The organism is Achromobacter sp. 77 (assembly GCF_020541125.1).
Classification (GTDB): domain Bacteria; phylum Pseudomonadota; class Gammaproteobacteria; order Burkholderiales; family Burkholderiaceae_B; genus Achromobacter; species Achromobacter mucicolens.
Map to the genome: position 1 here is coordinate 4,199,204 of NZ_CP059848.1, position 16,439 is coordinate 4,215,642.

Genomic DNA, 16,439 nt, shown 5'->3' on the forward strand with positions numbered 1-16,439 from the left:
CAGCCGGTATCCCGCAAAAAAAGGCCCTGTCATGCAGGGCCTTTTTTATTGCCGGCTTTTTATTGCCCGCTTTTGATTGCCATTAATTTGCCGCTGCGCAAAGGCCCATGTTTCAATTAGGCCGCACCGGCGGCGCCCCAGGCGCGCGCGAGGCCCGATTCAACTTCAGCCTGCGATTACTCCACCATGATCCGTCCCTGCCTCACTTTGCTGCGCCGCGCGCTTGCGCCCGCGATCCTGGCCCTGGCCCTGGCTCCGGCCGCCCCCGCCGCCGCCAAAGACAAGGAGCCGCCCATCCGCATCGGCGAGATCAACAGCTACAAGGCCATTCCCGCCTTCCTGGGCCCGTACAAAAAGGGTTGGCAGTTGGCGCTTGAAGAGGTCAACGCCGCGGGTGGCGTCCTGGGCCGAAAACTCGAAGTCATCTCGCGCGACGACAACGGCAATCCGGGTGACTCGGTCCGTGCCGCACAGGAACTGCTGGCGCGCGAAAAAGTCGAGCTGCTGTTCGGCGGGTTCCTTTCCAACACCGGCCTGGCACTGACCGATTTCGCCAAGCAGCAAGAGGTGTTCTTCCTGGCCGCCGAACCGCTGACCGACAAGATCACCTGGCAGGAAGGCAACCGCTACACCTACCGCCTGCGTCCGTCCACGTGGATGCACGTGGCGGCGGTGGCGCCCAAGGCGCTGGCCCTGCGCAAGAAGCGCTGGGCCATCGTCTACCCCAATTACGAATACGGGCAGTCCGCCGTGGCCACGTTCAAGGCCATGATGCAGTCGTTCCAGTCCGACGTGGAATTCGTCGCGGAACAGGCCGTGCCGCTGGGCAAGGTGGATGCCGGCGCGGTGGTGCAGGCGTTGGCCGACGCCAAGCCCGACGCCATTTTCAACGTGCTGTTCGCCGCCGACCTGACGCGCTTCGTGCGCGAAGGCAACACGCGCGGCCTCTTTGAAAACATGCCGGTCGTCTCGCTGCTGTCCGGCGAACCCGAATATCTGGAGCCGCTGGGCGCCGACGCCCCCACCGGCTGGATCGTCACCGGCTATCCCTGGTACGCCATCGACACGCCGGCCAACAAGACCTTTGTCGAGGCCTACAAGAAGCGCTTCAACGAAACGCCCAAGGTCGGGTCGGTGGTCGGCTATGCATCGTTGATGTCGATCGCGCAGGGCCTGAAGGCCGCCGGTTCCGTGGACACGGAAAAGCTCGTCGACGCCTTTGCCGGCCTGAAGGTGGACACGCCCTACGGCCCGATCCAGTACCGCAAGATCGACCATCAATCCACGATGGGCGTCTATGTGGGCGTGACCGCGGTCGAGGACGGCAAGGGCATCATGAAGGACTTTGCCTACATCGACGGCGCGCGGCTGCAGCCGCCCGACGAACAGGTGCGCAAGATGCGGCCGGCACACTGATGAATGTGTCCGGGCTGCTGCTGCAGCTGCTCAATGGCCTGGCCGACGCCAGCGCGCTGTTCCTGGTCGCCGCGGGCCTGTCGCTGATCTTTGGCGTGACCCGCGTGGTCAACTTCGCGCACGGCTCGTTCTACATGCTGGGCATCTACCTGGCCTGGACCTTCACCAGCCATTTCGGCAGCGGCGCGGGCTACTGGTTCGGCCTGCTGCTGGCGGCGCTGGCGACCGGCCTGATCGGCGCGGCGGCCGAACTGCTGGTGCTCAAGCGCCTTTACCGCGCCCCCGAGCTCTTCCAGCTGCTGGCGACCTTCGCCCTCGTCCTCATCATCGGCGACGCGGCCCTGGCCATCTGGGGCCCCGAAGACCTGTTCTCGGCCCGCGCGCCCGGCCTGTCGGGCGCCGTGCAGATCCTGGGCCGCCGTTACCCTGAATACGACCTTCTGCTGATTGCCGCCGGCCCCATCGTGCTGGGCCTCTTGTGGCTGCTGCTCATGCGCACCCGCTGGGGCCGGCTGCTGCGCGCCGCCGCTGAAAACCGCACCATGCTGGCGGCGCTGGGCGTGAATCAGGCCTGGCTGTTCACGTCCGCCTTCACGCTGGGCGCGTTCCTCGCCGGGCTGGGCGGCGCGCTGGCCGCGCCGCGCGTGCCCGCCACCCTCGGCCTGGACCTTGAAATCATCGCCAGCGCCTTTGTCGTGGTGGTCGTGGGCGGCTTGGGATCGGTGCCTGGCGCGTTCCTGGCGGCCGTGCTGATCTGCTCGGTCAAGGCGCTGTTCGTCTTCCTGGGCCAGGTCGCCATCGGCCCGTGGGTATTCAACCTGTCCAAGCTCACGCTGCTGGCCGAATTCGCCGTGATGGCCGTGGTGCTGGTCGTGCGGCCGTGGGGCCTGATGGGCAAGCCCCCCGCCCCTTCCTCGCACGCGGGCATGCCGGAGCGGCCCCTATCCCCGGCGGGCCCCCGCCTGCGTCTGGCCTATGGCGTGCTGCTGGCCCTGCTGGCGCTGGTGCCCGTCGCGACGCTGTACTGGCCCTACCTCAGCATCCTCATGACCGAGATCCTGATCGCCGCGCTGTTCGCCGCCAGTCTGCACTTTCTGACCGGGCTGGCGGGCATGACCTCGTTCGGCCACGCCGCCTGGTTCGGACTGGGCGCCTACGGCGCGGCGCTGCTCCTGAAACTGGCCGCCATCCCCATGGAGGCGGCGCTGCTGCTGGGCCCGTTTGCCGCCGCGTTCGGCGCCCTGGTGTTCGGGTGGTTCTGCGTGCGTCTGTCCGGCGTGTATCTGGCGATGCTGACGCTGGCGGTCGCGCAGATCCTGTGGGCCCTGACCTATCAATGGGATGACGTGACCGGCGGCAGCAACGGCCTGACGGGCTTGTGGCCGTCGGCCTGGCTGGCGCAGGGGCCCTGGTTCTACTACCTCACGCTGGCGCTGTGCGCGGCCGGCGTCTGGTGGCTGCGCCGGCTGGCGTTTTCGCCGTTGGGTTTCGCGCTGCGCGGCGTGCGCGATTCGGCCTTGCGCGCCGAAGCGCTGGGCATGGACACGCGCCGCATTCAGTGGGCCGGATTCGTGGCCGCCTCGTTCGCCGCGGGCCTGGCGGGCTCCCTGTACGCATTTTCCAAGGGCAGCATCGCGCCCGACGTGCTGGCCGTCAGCCGTTCGGTCGACGGACTGGTGATGGTGCTGCTGGGCGGCATCCAGACGCTGGCCGGTCCGCTCGTCGGCGCGGCATCGTACACCTGGCTGCAGGATGCCGCGGCGCGCAGCACCGAGTACTGGCACGCGGTGCTGGGCCTGGCGATCCTGGCGCTCGTCATGGCCTTCCCCGAAGGCCTGGCGGGCGCAGCCGCCAGGCTGCGCAGGAGGTCCGCATGACCCCGGCCTCCCCCCTGCTGCAGGTGCGCAACCTGCGCAAATCCTTCGGCGGCATCGACGCGCTGGCCGATGTGTCGTTCGACCTGGAAGCCGGCCACATGCTGGCCCTGATCGGCCCGAACGGCGCGGGCAAGTCGACCTGCTTCAATGTGTTGGGCGGCCAGTTGCGCCCGGACTCGGGTTCGGTGCGGCTGGACGGGCGCGAACTGGTCGGCATGTCCGCCGGCAAGATCTGCCGGCTGGGCGTGGGCCGCAGCTTCCAGACCGCCGCCACCTTCCGCTCGATGACCGTGCTGGAAAACGTTCAGACCGCCCTGCTGTCGCGCGACCGGTTGCTGTTCAACCCATGGCGGCGCGCCGGCCGCCATGCGGTTGAAGAAGCGAAGACCCTGCTGTCGCAAGTGCAGATGGCGGACAAGGCCAACGAGGCGTGCGGCACGCTGGCCTATGGCGACGTCAAGCGGGTGGAGCTTGCGATGGCACTGGCGCACCAGCCGCGTCTGCTCTTGATGGACGAGCCCACCGCCGGTATGGCCACCAACGAACGCCACGCGCTGATGCGCCTGACCCGCCAGTTGGCGGACACGCAGCGCATTGCGGTGCTTTTCACGGAACACAGTCTGGACGTCGTGTTCAAGCACGCGGATCGCATCGCGGTGCTGGTGCGGGGCGGCCTGCTGGCCGAAGGCGCGCCAGCCGCCATCGCGGCCGACGAACGGGTCAAGGCCGCTTATCTGGGCACCGAGACGCCGCAGAAAGCCTGACCCGCCAAGCGCCTCAACCGTCGCGCTGCGGGCGCTCCGGCTGGCATTCCCAGAAAATCCGGGCCGTGCACCCTGCGCAGATGTTCCGGTCCAGCTTGGCGTAGATCTCGTGCAACGCCGTCGCCTTGTCCGGAAAGATGTGGTCCTCGCCCAGCCGGGCCAGAAATCCGGTGCGGCGCCACATGTCCATCACCTCGGGCCGCGGCCGATGGAAATACAGATCGCCGCCCATCGCGCGCCGCGCCGCCAACTCGTCGTCCCAGACCTGCGCGCCAGCCAGGTCGATGAAGTTCATGCTCTTGGCCATCACCAGCAGATGGCGCGGCGCGCCCGGCGCCGAACGCAGGTCATGCAGCCGCTGCGCCACGTGCGCGGCCGCCCCGAAATAGACTGACCCCTCCATGCGCAGCAGCTTGAGCTGCGGGCATTCCGGCAAGGCGTCCGGGTGGTGCTCAAGGACGACGAAGCGGCGATCCGGCCCGCGCGAATCGAAGCCCATCGTGCGCATCGCCGGCCGCGACGTGCGGTGCAGGTACACCATGAGCGACAGCACCGTGCCCAGCAGGATCGCGACCTCCATGCGGATGGCGATCGTGGCGGCCAGCGTGGCCGCGGCGATGGCGCATTCGCCGCGTTGCGTGCGCAACAGGTGACGCCAGCGCGGAATGTCCAGCAGCGTCCAGGCCACCAGCAGCAGCAGCCCCGAGATCGCGGCATGCGGGATCAACGCCAGAAGCGGCGCCGACACCGCCACCAGCAGCATCAGCAGCAGCGCGGAAAACACCGACGCCAGCGGCGTTTTTGCGCCCGCCTCGAAGTTTGGAATGGAACGATTGAGCGAGCCGCAGGACAGGTAGCACGAAAAAAAGCCGCCCACGATGTTGGACAAGCCCTGCCCCACGAACTCCCGGTTCGCGTCGATGCGCTGCCCCGATCGCGTCGCAACCGCCTTGGCAATCGAGATGGATTGCGCCAATGCGACGATGGTCAGCGCGAATGCCAGGCTCAGGAGATCGGGCAGTGCGCGCCAGTCGACGCTGGGCACATGAAAAGGCGGCCACGGTTGGGCGATTGCCCCCAGCACGGGCACCGGCGCGCCTGCCTGCGGCGTGACCACGGAATTGAAGGCCCACGCCGCGAATGTCCCCGCCGCCAGGCCCAGCAGCATGTATGGCTTGCGCTTGTCCAGCCTGCGCGCCAGCAGCGCGGTGCCCAGGGTGACCAGCGTCACCAGCAAGGCGCCTGGATGCGCCTGGCCGATATGCGTGGCGATGCTTTCCAGCACCGCGCCCGCACCATGCGCCTCTGTCGAGGGCAAACCCAGCGCGTCCTTGAGCGCATGCACCGCGATCAGCACGGCCGCGCCGCTGGTAAAACCAAACAGCGCCGATGGCGAAATGAAGTGCGCCAGCGATCCCAGCCGCAAGGTGCCCACCAGCCACTGCATGATCCCGACCAGCACGGTCACGGCAAGGGCAAGCTGAATGTAGGCGGGGGTGCCCGCGGCTGCCAGCGGCGCCAGCACCGCGAACAGCGCCAGCGAATTGGCGTTGGTCGGTCCGGACATCACATGGCGGCTGGAGCCGAACAACGCCGCCACGATACAGGGCACGATGGCCGAATACAGGCCGTATTCAGGAGGCAGGCCCGCCAGCGTCGCGAACGCGACGCCCTGCGGCAGCACCAGCAACGCGCCCAACAACCCCGCCGCCAGGTCGGCGCGCAGCGTCACCCGGTTGACGTCCTCGACCCACGAACCGAACAGCCGGCGCGCGACGTTCATTCCCCCCAGCATCATCCTGTCTTGTTCCCTGGCATCGGCGTTACCGCCTGTCCGGCAAGGGTAAACGCTCGCCCCCGCCCGCGCAACGCGCCTTTTCAGCCGGCCTCGCCGCCGCGCCGCGCTTTCATGGCCTGACCGATCGCAGCCAGCGCGTCGTCCGGTATCAGCCGCGCCGCCATCGGCAGCAACTCGTCCTCTTCGCGCCGGATGTGCGCTTCGTAGGCCTCGGTGAAGGCCTGGACCTGCTCCGGCGGCAATTGCGCCGGCCGCCCCGCCGCGATCTCGGACAGCGTCTGGCGCAAGGGTTCCCACAGGCCCGCCAAGCGGCGATGATCGGCCATCAGGCCGTCCACCAGCGCGTGCAGGCACACCGCGTCCGACCCCGCCATCGAGTCGATCAAGGCTGGAAAGAGGTCTTCCTCTTCGTCTTCATGATGATGCGCGGCCGCGGTGTCGAAATACCGGCGGACGCTGGTGGCGGCGGTTTGCGCCGCCGTGTCGCTGCCGTGCGATGGCAGGTGCGCCGCCAGCCGCGCCAGCGTCGCGCATTGGCGTGCGATGCGCCCATGACAGGCCGACAGCAGCGCCAGCGGATCGTCTGGGCCCGGCGCCGCAGCCGGACCGCCTGGAAAACTCACTGCCATCGCCTGCCTCCGAATCGTGTTGCGTTAACCCGCAGTGCCGCGCCACCACAAACGGATGGAATCCCACGTGCGCCCGGCGATGCCCGCCTCGGCCACGGGCTCCAGCGCCACCACCGGAAAGTGCATGGCGGGCTTGCCGTCCACCGTCACCTTCAGTTCGCCCACCGTCGACTGCGCGGCAATGGGCGCGATCAACGGCGCCTGCGGCGCCCAGGCCGATTCGACCTTCGCGCCGGCGGGCACCGTCACGTAGGCGTCGCGCGAGAATCCCACCTTCAGGCTGTCGGTCTCGCCCTTCCAGACCTCGGGCGTGGCCACGGCCTGTCCGCGCGCATACAGCTTGATGGTATTGAACCCCTGGAAGCCCCATTCCAGCAACTCGCGGCTTTCCTGCGTGCGCAGCTTGTCCGACGCCGTGCCCACCACCACCGTGATCAACCGCCGCTGATCCTTGCCGTTGGGCCGCTGCGCCGTCGCGATGATGCAATAGCCGGCCGAAGCCGTATGGCCCGTCTTCAGCCCGTCCACACTGGGATCCAGCCAAAGCAGCCGGTTCCGGTTGGGCTGAGTGATCTTGTTGAACGTGAACTGCCTGGCCGAATCGTAGGTCTTGTAGAGCTGCGGAAAGTCACGGATGAACCGCGTGGCCAGGATCGACAGGTCGCTGGCGGTGGAATACGTGTTCGGATCCGGCAGCCCGTGCGGGCTGGCAAAGTGCGTGGCGTGCAAGCCCAGCCGGGCGGCGGTGTCGTTCATCCGCGCGACAAAGGCTTCGACGCTGCCAGACACCGCCTCGGCCAACGCAACCGCCGCGTCATTGCCCGACTGGATCATCAGGCCGCGCAGCAGGTCGTCCACCGACACCTTGGAGTTGGGCTCCAGGAACATCTTGGAGCTGCCTGCCGGCACCTTCCAGGCCCGCGTCGAGATGGTGACCAGCTGGTTGGCGGTCAGCTCCTTCTTCGTCATCGCATCGAACACAACGTAAGCCGTCATGATCTTGGTCAGGGACGCCGGCTCGATGCGGGTGGTGGCCGCGTGCGATGCGATGACCTGGCCGCTGGTCTCATCCAGCAGCAGCCACGCCTTGGCCGAAAGCGCCGGCGCCGGCATCGATTGCGCCATGGCGCTGGATATACAGGCGGTCGCAACGAGCAGGCTCGCCGCCAACTTCTTCATCAACATATAGCTGCTTCACTTCCATGTTCTGTTTTCTTCGGGCGCGCGCAACGCGCTTGGGACAAGTCCGAATCACGGGACGTTCCGCCCATGCCCGCCGCGCGCGCCGCCCGCAATTGGAACATGCGCCACAAGATAGGTTCATCCGCATGCGCGGCAATGGTCCCTGCGCGCGCACGTGACGCCCTGGATGGATCCACGCGCGCGCCCCGCAAACGCGAACCGTCAGAACGTCAGCGAACGTCACGACTTCTTGCGAAACCCCTTGCAGAAGGCACTTTTCTGCGTGGAAACAACAAACAGTGGCTTAAAACCCGCTGCAAAGCCGCTTTTACCGCCACTCTTCCGCTATCATCGGGCGCGTAGCGTCAAATGCCGATATCCGGCACGCGCTGCTCCATGTCCTCAACATACGGATTTTGACCATGGCCACGAAAGCTAAAGCTCCTGCCAAGAAAGTCACCAAGACCGCCGTCAAGGCGCCCGCAAAGAAGGCAACTGCCGCCAAGCCCGCCGTGAAGCCGGCTGCCAAGAAGGCCGTCGCCGCCAAGAAGGTCGCTGCCGCCCCCAAGGCCATCAAGGCCGCGATGAACAAGACCCAGCTCATCGCCTACATCGTTGAGCAATCCGGCGTCGAAGCCAAGTCGGTCAAGGCCGTCCTGGCCAGCCTGGAAACCTCGGTGCTGGGCTCCGTGGACAAGAAGGGCGCTGGCGAATTCACGATGCCCGGCCTGTTCAAGGTCGCCGTGCAGAAGGTTCCCGCCAAGGCCAAGCGCTTCGGCAAGGATCCGTTCACGGGCGAAGAGCGTTGGTTCCCCGCCAAGCCGGCTTCGGTCAAGGTCAAGGTTCGCCCGCTCAAGAAGCTGAAGGACGCCGCGCAGTAATTTCATTACGCGCAGTATCCGGTCAAGCCGGGAAGGGCCCGCCTCGCAAGAGGCGGGCCCTTCTTCATTTGCGCGCGTCTCTGGCTCGGCAGGTGGCGCGCGCTTTGCATCGGCGGCAAGCCGCTGCTAGAATTTTGTCTTTACGTGAAGATACTTCACATTGACACACCAGCCCGCCGCCATGAATGACCTTGTCGATCTCGTGATCTCGCAATGGACGCAGGAATGCCCTGCGCAGGACTTCGCCGCCATGTCGGTGGTCGCCCGCCTCTTCCGCCTGAACGCATTCGCCGCCCGCAACGTCAATCGCACCTTTCGCCAGTACAACCTGCATCAGGGCGAATTCGACGTGCTCGCCACGCTCTACCGAACCGGCGCGCCGTATGCGATGAATCCGCAAAAACTCGTGCAAGCCCTTTTGCTGACGTCCGGCGCCATGACCAACCGCCTGGACCGGCTGGAAGAGGCCGGGCTGCTCGTGCGCAGTCCCAATCCCGACGACCGGCGGGGCGTCATCGTGTCGCTCACCGCCGATGGGCTGCGCACGATCAAGATCCTGCTCAAGGACTATCTGAGCGACCTGAACGACCTGCTGGAACCGCTGTCCGCCGCGGAACGCCGCCAATTGGCGGGCCTTCTGAAAAAGCTGCTGATCAAGCAGGACCAGGAAACGCCTGGCAGCGTCGACGCCTGAGCTGCCTGCCGCCCACCGTCATCACCCTTTCAGCCTCAGATCAGTGACTTCTCCTACGCAATCCACGCCCACGCTCACCGCGCCCATCATCCTCCTGATGTCCGTGGCGACCGGCCTGGCAGTCGCCAGCAACTACTACGCGCAACCCCTGCTGCACACGATCGGTCAGCAGTTCTCGATTTCGAACGCCGCCGCCGGCACCATCGTCACAACGGCGCAGCTCAGCTACGCAGTGGGCCTGATGCTGCTGGTGCCGCTGGGCGACATGTTCGAGCGCCGCGCGCTTATCGTGCTGATGAACCTGCTGGCCGCGGGCGGCTTGCTGATCTCGGCCTTTGCCAGCAACATCGCGGTGCTGATCCTGGGCACCGCCCTGACCGGCATGCTGTCCGTCGTCGCCCAGATCCTCGTGCCCTTCGCCGCCACGCTGGCCGCGCCCCACGAGCGGGGCAAGGCCGTCGGGACCGTCATGAGCGGGCTGCTCCTGGGCATCCTGCTGGCCCGCACCGCGGCCGGCGCGCTGGCCGACGTGGGCAGCTGGCGCACGGTGTACTGGGTGGCCGCCATCCTGATGCTGTGCATGTCCGCCGTCCTGTGGCGCGTGCTGCCCCGCTACCAAAGCCCCACGGCAATGAGCTATCCGCGTCTGCTGGGGTCGATCCTGCGCATGTTCGTCGAGGAACCCCTGTTCCGCGCCCGCTCCCTGATTGGCGGACTGCTGTTTGCCGCCTTCAGCATGCTGTGGACCCCGCTGACCTTCCTCTTGGCCGGCCCGCCTTATGAATACAGCAACACCACCATTGGCCTTTTCGGCCTGGCCGGCGCCGCCGGGGCCTACGCCGCCAACCGCTTCGGCCGCCTTGCCGACCGCGGACTGGGCAACCTCGCCACCCGCGTGGGCCTGCTGCTGCTTCTGGGTTCCTGGGGACTGATGGCGTTCGGCCAGGTGTCGGTCGTTGCGCTGCTGGCGGGCATCCTGGTTCAGGATCTGGCGATCCAGGGCGTTCACGTCACCAACACCAGTTCCATCTACCGGCTGCGGCCCGAAGCGCGCAGCCGCCTGACCGCCGGATACGTCACCTGCTACTTCATCGGCGGCGCCTCGGGTTCGCTGGTATCGTCCTGGCTGTACGCCCATTTCGGCTGGCCGGCGGTGGTCACGGCGGGCGCCCTCCTGGCGGCCCTCACGCTGGCTTATGGCGCCCTTGCGCCCAGTGCGCGCATCCCGGAAATGCCCTCGCCCCCTGCCCGCCCCTAGCACCTCCTATAATCAGGGGTTTTGACCGCCACCGCGCCCCGGCGCGATGGGGCGGCTCACCCCTTTTTCGCCACCGCGCACGAGCCCATGCAGGAACGCTACCTCCCCACTACCGTCGAAGCGGCCGCCCAACAAGACTGGCAGGCCCGCGACGTCTATCTGGTCCAAGAACACGCAAAGAACCCCGACGGCTCCGAAAAGCCCAAGTTCTACGCCTGCTCCATGCTGCCCTATCCCAGCGGCAAGCTGCACATGGGCCACGTGCGCAACTACACCATCAACGACATGATGGCCCGCCAGCTGCGCATGCGCGGCTACAACGTCCTGATGCCCATGGGCTGGGACGCGTTCGGCATGCCGGCGGAAAACGCGGCCATCAAGTCCAAGGTCCCGCCCGCCAAGTGGACCTACGACAACATCGCGTACATGAAGAAGCAGATGAAGGCGATGGGTCTGGCAATCGACTGGACGCGCGAAATGTGCGCCTGCGATCCGCAGTATTACAAGTGGAACCAGTGGCTGTTCCTGAAGATGCTCGAAAAGGGCGTCGCCTACCGCAAGACCCAGGTGGTCAACTGGGACCCGGTCGACCAGACCGTGCTGGCCAACGAACAGGTCATCGACGGCCGCGGCTGGCGTTCGGGTGCGCTTGTCGAAAAGCGCGAAATCCCGGGTTACTACTTGCGCATCACCGACTACGCCGACGAACTGCTGGGCGCGGTCCAGAACGACCTGCCCGGCTGGCCCGAGCGCGTTCGCCTGATGCAGGAAAACTGGATCGGCAAGTCCGAGGGCCTGCGCTTTGCCTTCCCGCACCAGATCGCCGGCCAGGATGGCCAACTGATCCAGGACGGCAAGCTGTACGTCTTCACCACCCGCGCCGACACGATCATGGGCGTGACCTTCTGCGCCGTGGCGCCGGAACACCCCCTGGCCACGCACGCCGCCGCCAACAATGCGCCGCTGGCCGCGTTCATCGAGCAGTGCAAGCTCGGCGGCACGACCGAGGCCGAAATGGCCACGCGCGAAAAAGAAGGCATGCCCACGGGCCTGTTCGTCACGCATCCCATCACCGGCGCGCAGGTTGAAGTCTGGGTCGGCAACTACGTGCTCATGACCTACGGCGACGGCGCCGTCATGGGCGTGCCGTCGCACGACGAGCGCGACTTCGCCTTCGCCAAGAAATACGGCCTGCCCATCGTGCAAGTCGTGGACGTGCCCGGCAAGGAATACTCCACCGACGCCTGGCAGGAATGGTACGGCGACAAGCAGTCGGGCCGCACCATCAATTCCGGCAAGTACGACGGCCTGTCCTACAAGGAAGCCGTGGACGCCATCGCGGCCGACCTGGGCGAAAAGGGCCTGGGCGAAAAGCAGACCACCTGGCGCCTGCGCGACTGGGGCATTTCGCGCCAGCGCTACTGGGGCACCCCGATCCCGATCATCCACTGCGCCGACTGCGGCCCGGTGCCGGTGCCCGAAAAGGACCTGCCCGTGGTCCTGCCCGACGACCTCATCCCCGACGGCAGCGGCAACCCGCTGGCCAAGAACGAAGCCTTCCTGTCCTGCGCCTGCCCCAAGTGCGGCAAGCCCGCCCGCCGCGAAACGGACACGATGGACACGTTCGTGGACTCGTCCTGGTACTTCATGCGCTACACCTCGCCCGGCAACGACAACGCCATGGTCGACCAGCGCAATGACTACTGGATGCCGATGGATCAGTACATCGGCGGCATCGAGCACGCCGTGCTGCACCTGCTGTACGCGCGCTTCTGGACCAAGGTCATGCGCGACATGGGCCTGCTCAACTTCGACGAGCCCTTCACCAAGCTGCTGTGCCAGGGCATGGTGCTGAACCACATCTATTCCCGCAAGACGCCCCAGGGCGGCATCGAGTACTTCTGGCCCGAAGACGTCGACAACGTCTACGACGACCGCGGCGCCATCGTCGGCGCCAAGCTGAAGTCGGACGGTTCGGCCATCAACTACGGCGGCGTGGGCACGATGTCCAAGTCCAAGAACAACGGCGTCGATCCGCAATCGCTGATCGACACGCTGGGCGCCGACACGGCCCGCCTGTTCGTCATGTTCGCCAGCCCGCCTGAACAGACCCTCGAATGGTCCGATTCCGGCGTCGAAGGCTCCAACCGCTTCCTGCGCCGTCTCTGGTCCATCAGCTACAACCGCCGCGAAGCCATCTCCCGCGGCTTGGCCCACGGCGCGGACTGGGCGCAAGCGCCCGCTGCGGTCAAGGACCTGCGCCGCGAGGTCTACGGTCTGCTCAAGCAGGCCGACTACGACTACCAGCGCATTCAGTACAACACCGTCGTGTCCGCCTGCATGAAGATGCTGAACGCCATCGACGATGCCAAGCTGCCCGAAGGCGCCGAGGCCGATGCCGCCTATGCCGAAACCGTCGGCGTCCTGCTGCGCGTGCTCTACCCGGTCGTGCCGCACATCACCTGGCACCTGTGGCAGGATCTGGGCTACGCCAAGGAACTCGGCGACCTGCTCGACGCCCCGTGGCCGCATGTGGACGAAGCCGCCCTCGTCGCCGACGAGATCGAGCTGATGCTGCAGGTCAATGGCAAGCTGCGCGGCTCGATCCGCGTGGCGGCCAAGGCGGCCAAGGAAGATATCGAGAAACTGGCAGCCAGCCAGGAAGAGGTCGCCCGATTCCTGGAAGGCCGTCCGCCCAAACGCGTCATCGTGGTTCCGGGCAAACTGGTCAACGTCGTAGGCTGATGAGGTCAAGCATGCACTTCGCCGGGCAACAATCGCAAGTCTCCCGCCAAACCTGGCTGCTGCGCGGCGCCTGCCTGGCGCTGTTCATGCTGCTCTCCGCCTGCGGCTTCGCGCTGCGCGGCACCACCCCGATGCCCTTCGACACACTGTACGTGGGCATTCCCGACAACATCCAGTTCGGCGCAGACCTGCGCCGCGCGCTGCGCGCGGCCTCGCCCAACACCAAACTGGTGGATTCGCGCAAGGAAGCCCAGGCGATCCTCCAGCAGGTCAACGACACGCGCACGCTGCGTGAGGTCTCGCTGAACGCGCAAGGCCGTGTCGAATCCTACGAACTCGGCATCAACTACACGTTCCGCCTGATCGACGCCAAGGGCCGCGCCCTGGTCCCCGACACGACGCTGTCCATCTACCGCGAAATGCCGTACGACGACCAGGTCGTGCAGGCCAAGCAGGGCCAGATCGAAACGCTGTACAAGGCCATGCAGCGGGACCTCGTCTCGCGCGTGCTGCGCCGCATCACCGCGCCGGACGTGCACAAGGCATTCGAAGCCGCGCAAGCGGGCGGCGACGACGCAAACTCGCCGCTGTTCGACCCCAACGAGCCGCAACGACCGCGCGTGCCCACGCCCTGGCAGACGCCGTCCGTCACCGATCCGGCCATCGTCCGCTAGTCCATGGCACAGCCTCTGGACGCGGATCGGCTGGCCGAACACCTGCAGCGGCCCGGCAACCGCCTGGCGCCGCTGTACACGGTGTCGGGCGACGAGCCGCTGCTGGTGACCGAAGCCGTCGACGCGCTTCGCGCCGCCGCGCGCAACGCCGGCTACACCGAGCGCCTGTCCATGGTGATGGACGCGCGCAGCGACTGGAGCGCGGTCATTGCCGCCACCCAGAGCGTGTCGCTCTTTGGCGACCGCCGCATCCTTGAAATCAAGATACCCACCGGCAAGCCGGGCAAATCCGGTGCCGACACCCTGACCAAGCTGGCCGAACAGGCCGAAAAGCAGCCAGACGCCGACACCCTGGTGCTGATCGCGCTGCCCCGTCTGGACAAGGCCACCCGCGAAAGCCGCTGGATGCAGGCGCTTGCCCGCGCCGGCATGTCTGTCGATATCGCCAACATCGAACGCGGCCGCCTGCCCGCCTGGGTCGGCATGCGCCTGGCGCGCCAGAACCAGCGCGCCGACAGCGCCACCCTGCAATGGATGGCGGACAAGGTCGAAGGCAACCTGCTCGCCGCCCACCAGGAAATCCAGAAGCTGGGCCTGCTCTACCCCGAAGGCCAGCTGGCCCCCGAGGACGTCGAGCGCGCCGTGCTGAACGTCGCCCGCTACGACGTCTTCGGTCTGCGCGATGCCATGCTGGCCGGCGACATCGGCCGCACCATCCGCATGATCGACGGCCTGCGCGCCGAAGGCGAGGCGCTGCCGCTGGTGCTGTGGGCAGTCGGCGAAGAAATCCGCTTGCTGGCCCGCATTGCCGAGGCACGCGCGCTGGGCCAGGACGCGGGCGGCCTCATGCGCCGCCTGCGCATTTTCGGCGCGCATGAACGCCTTGCGCTGCAGGCCCTGAACCGGGTGCAGCCCAACGTCTGGCCCGCCGCCGTGCAGCACGCCCACGAAGTCGACCGCCTGATCAAGGGCCTGTCGGTGCCCGGACGCCTGTCGGACCCCTGGGAAGAAATGACCCGGCTGGCCCTGCGCGTGGCCGCCGCCGGCGGCCGACCGTGAAGGCGGCTTCGCCGCCTGCCTCCCGCCCCCCATCCGGTCCGCCGACCGGATCTCGCCCGGCCCTCTCGCCGGATATACACTGACTCTTCAGGCGGCGCCCGCGCCGCCTTCTCCACAAGATCGACGCCGCCATGTCCTCGTCCTCCATCGAACAAGCCATGCTGACCCTGGGCGAAAACGCCCGCCGCGCCTCGCGCGCCATGATGCGCGCCGATAGCGCCGCCAAGAACCGGGCGCTGATCGCCATGGCCGACGCGCTGGCCGCCAGCCACGACGAACTGAAAGCCGCCAACGAAAAGGACGTGGCCGCCGCCCGGGCAAATGGCCTGGAGCCCGCCCTGCTCGACCGCCTGACCCTGTCGGACAAGACGCTGGCGCACATGGCCGAAGGCCTGCGCCAGATCGCCGCCCTGCCCGACCCGATCGGCAGCATCACCGCCACCACCGTGCGGCCCAACGGCATGCGTGTCGCCCAGATGCGCGTGCCATTGGGCGTGATCGGCATCATTTATGAATCGCGCCCCAACGTCACCATCGACGCGGCGGCCCTGTGCCTGAAGTCCGGCAACGCCGCCATCCTGCGCGGCGGCAGCGAAGCCCTGCACTCGAACGTGGCGCTCGGCCGCATCGTGCAGACCGGCCTGGCCGCCGCCGGCCTGCCGCAGGATGCCGTGCAGGTCGTCGCCACGACCGACCGCGCGGCCGTGGGCGCGCTCATCACCATGACCGAGCACATCGATGTCATCGTGCCGCGTGGCGGCAAGGGCCTCATCGCACGGCTGTCCCAGGAAGCGCGCGTGCCGCTCATCAAGCATCTGGACGGCAACTGCCACATCTACATCGACGCGGCGGCAGACCCCGACAAGGCCCACGCCATCGCCCTGAACGCCAAGACCTACCGCTATGGCATCTGCGGCGCCATGGAAACGCTGCTGATCGACGCCGTGGCCGCCGTGTCCATCTTGCCCAGCCTGGCCGCCGCCTTCGCCGAACACGGCGTCGAACTGCGCGGCTGCCCGCGCACGCTGGCGCTGCTGCCGCACGCCACGCCCGCCACCGAGGAAGACTGGGCCACCGAATACCTGGCGCCCATCCTGGCCGTGCGCATCGTCGACACGCTGGACGACGCCATCGAACACATCGCGCGCTATGGCTCGGGCCACACCGACGCGATCGTCACGCAAGACCTGTCGGCGGCCCAGCGCTTCCAGCGTGAAGTCGACTCCAGCTCCGTGTACGTCAACCTTCCCACCTGCTTTGCAGACGGCTTTGAATATGGGCTGGGCGCGGAAATCGGCATTTCCACCAATCGGCTGCACGCGCGCGGTCCGGTCGGTCTGGAAGGCCTGACCACGCTCAAGTGGGTCTTGAACGGCGAAGGCCAGACCCGCGGCTGACCCAGCCCAAGCGCCCGACCGGCGCTACTGACGCGGCCCTGAACACGGGGCCGCGCCAAGCCCTC

The 16,439-nt window shown here is 67.1% G+C and carries 13 protein-coding genes; 10 read left to right on the plus strand and 3 right to left on the minus strand.

All coding sequences use genetic code 11. The features are described 5' to 3' along the window. The first annotated feature begins 186 nt into the window (after nucleotides 1-186). From H4P35_RS19480 to H4P35_RS19490, 3 genes are read left to right on the plus strand one after another with little or no spacing between them, the layout of a single operon-like run. On the plus strand, nucleotides 187-1,416 hold the full coding sequence (locus H4P35_RS19480; protein WP_226846613.1) for an ABC transporter substrate-binding protein: 1,230 nt from the start codon (nucleotides 187-189) through the stop codon (nucleotides 1,414-1,416). Continuing rightward, nucleotides 1,416-3,293: an ABC transporter permease gene (locus H4P35_RS19485; protein ID WP_226846614.1), complete on the plus strand. Its 1,878-nt coding sequence runs from the start codon at nucleotides 1,416-1,418 to the stop codon at nucleotides 3,291-3,293. The genes H4P35_RS19480 and H4P35_RS19485 overlap by 1 nt, the downstream gene beginning before the upstream one ends. Then, entirely contained in the window at nucleotides 3,290-4,057 is a 768-nt protein-coding gene (locus H4P35_RS19490) for an ABC transporter ATP-binding protein (protein WP_226846615.1), read from the plus strand. The genes H4P35_RS19485 and H4P35_RS19490 overlap by 4 nt, the downstream gene beginning before the upstream one ends. A gap of 13 nt (nucleotides 4,058-4,070) precedes the next feature. Here H4P35_RS19490 and H4P35_RS19495 read toward each other — a convergent pair whose 3' ends face one another. From H4P35_RS19495 to H4P35_RS19505, 3 genes are all read right to left on the minus strand, one after another. After that, a complete protein-coding gene (locus tag H4P35_RS19495; protein ID WP_226846616.1) occupies nucleotides 4,071-5,840 on the minus strand; it encodes a SulP family inorganic anion transporter in 1,770 nt (589 codons plus the stop codon). A 95-nt stretch (nucleotides 5,841-5,935) separates the two neighbouring features. After that, on the minus strand, nucleotides 5,936-6,484 hold the full coding sequence (locus H4P35_RS19500) for a hemerythrin domain-containing protein (protein ID WP_226846617.1): 549 nt from the start codon (nucleotides 6,482-6,484) through the stop codon (nucleotides 5,936-5,938). Nucleotides 6,485-6,508: 24 nt separating this feature from the next. Continuing rightward, nucleotides 6,509-7,669: a D-alanyl-D-alanine carboxypeptidase family protein gene (locus tag H4P35_RS19505; RefSeq protein WP_226846618.1), complete on the minus strand. Its 1,161-nt coding sequence runs from the start codon at nucleotides 7,667-7,669 to the stop codon at nucleotides 6,509-6,511. Nucleotides 7,670-8,088: 419 nt separating this feature from the next. Between H4P35_RS19505 and H4P35_RS19510 the strand changes: the two genes are divergently transcribed. The 7 genes from H4P35_RS19510 to H4P35_RS19540 all read left to right on the plus strand — a co-directional run bounded on the left by H4P35_RS19510 (nucleotide 8,089) and on the right by H4P35_RS19540 (nucleotide 16,374). Then, nucleotides 8,089-8,547, plus strand: a complete 459-nt coding sequence (locus H4P35_RS19510; protein ID WP_056322817.1) for an HU family DNA-binding protein — start codon at nucleotides 8,089-8,091, stop codon at nucleotides 8,545-8,547. 181 nt (nucleotides 8,548-8,728) lie between these two features. Continuing rightward, nucleotides 8,729-9,241, plus strand: a complete 513-nt coding sequence (locus H4P35_RS19515; protein ID WP_056322814.1) for a MarR family winged helix-turn-helix transcriptional regulator — start codon at nucleotides 8,729-8,731, stop codon at nucleotides 9,239-9,241. 97 nt (nucleotides 9,242-9,338) lie between these two features. Then, nucleotides 9,339-10,499: an MFS transporter gene (locus tag H4P35_RS19520; RefSeq protein ID WP_056322813.1), complete on the plus strand. Its 1,161-nt coding sequence runs from the start codon at nucleotides 9,339-9,341 to the stop codon at nucleotides 10,497-10,499. Between the two features lie 87 nt (nucleotides 10,500-10,586). Then, a complete protein-coding gene (leuS, locus tag H4P35_RS19525) occupies nucleotides 10,587-13,244 on the plus strand; it encodes a leucine--tRNA ligase (RefSeq protein WP_226846619.1) in 2,658 nt (885 codons plus the stop codon). Nucleotides 13,245-13,255: 11 nt separating this feature from the next. Continuing rightward, complete coding sequence (gene lptE / locus H4P35_RS19530) at nucleotides 13,256-13,918, plus strand: LPS assembly lipoprotein LptE (protein ID WP_226846620.1); 663 nt, start codon at nucleotides 13,256-13,258, stop codon at nucleotides 13,916-13,918. A gap of 3 nt (nucleotides 13,919-13,921) precedes the next feature. After that, entirely contained in the window at nucleotides 13,922-14,977 is a 1,056-nt protein-coding gene (gene holA / locus H4P35_RS19535) for a DNA polymerase III subunit delta (protein ID WP_180100682.1), read from the plus strand. 131 nt (nucleotides 14,978-15,108) lie between these two features. Next, nucleotides 15,109-16,374, plus strand: a complete 1,266-nt coding sequence (locus H4P35_RS19540) for a glutamate-5-semialdehyde dehydrogenase (protein ID WP_056322805.1) — start codon at nucleotides 15,109-15,111, stop codon at nucleotides 16,372-16,374. The last annotated feature ends 65 nt before the right edge of the window (nucleotides 16,375-16,439 follow it).

Coding starts and splice junctions, on each gene's coding strand:
- H4P35_RS19480 (WP_226846613.1), top strand. CDS start 187: ATGATCCGTCCCTGCCTCACTTTGCTGCGCCGCGCGCTTGCGCCCGCG.
- H4P35_RS19485 (WP_226846614.1), top strand. CDS start 1,416: ATGAATGTGTCCGGGCTGCTGCTGCAGCTGCTCAATGGCCTGGCCGAC.
- H4P35_RS19490 (WP_226846615.1), top strand. CDS start 3,290: ATGACCCCGGCCTCCCCCCTGCTGCAGGTGCGCAACCTGCGCAAATCC.
- H4P35_RS19495 (WP_226846616.1), bottom strand. CDS start 5,840: ATGAACGTCGCGCGCCGGCTGTTCGGTTCGTGGGTCGAGGACGTCAAC.
- H4P35_RS19500 (WP_226846617.1), bottom strand. CDS start 6,484: ATGGCAGTGAGTTTTCCAGGCGGTCCGGCTGCGGCGCCGGGCCCAGAC.
- H4P35_RS19505 (WP_226846618.1), bottom strand. CDS start 7,669: ATGTTGATGAAGAAGTTGGCGGCGAGCCTGCTCGTTGCGACCGCCTGT.
- H4P35_RS19510 (WP_056322817.1), top strand. CDS start 8,089: ATGGCCACGAAAGCTAAAGCTCCTGCCAAGAAAGTCACCAAGACCGCC.
- H4P35_RS19515 (WP_056322814.1), top strand. CDS start 8,729: ATGAATGACCTTGTCGATCTCGTGATCTCGCAATGGACGCAGGAATGC.
- H4P35_RS19520 (WP_056322813.1), top strand. CDS start 9,339: ATGTCCGTGGCGACCGGCCTGGCAGTCGCCAGCAACTACTACGCGCAA.
- leuS (WP_226846619.1), top strand. CDS start 10,587: ATGCAGGAACGCTACCTCCCCACTACCGTCGAAGCGGCCGCCCAACAA.
- lptE (WP_226846620.1), top strand. CDS start 13,256: ATGCACTTCGCCGGGCAACAATCGCAAGTCTCCCGCCAAACCTGGCTG.
- holA (WP_180100682.1), top strand. CDS start 13,922: ATGGCACAGCCTCTGGACGCGGATCGGCTGGCCGAACACCTGCAGCGG.
- H4P35_RS19540 (WP_056322805.1), top strand. CDS start 15,109: ATGTCCTCGTCCTCCATCGAACAAGCCATGCTGACCCTGGGCGAAAAC.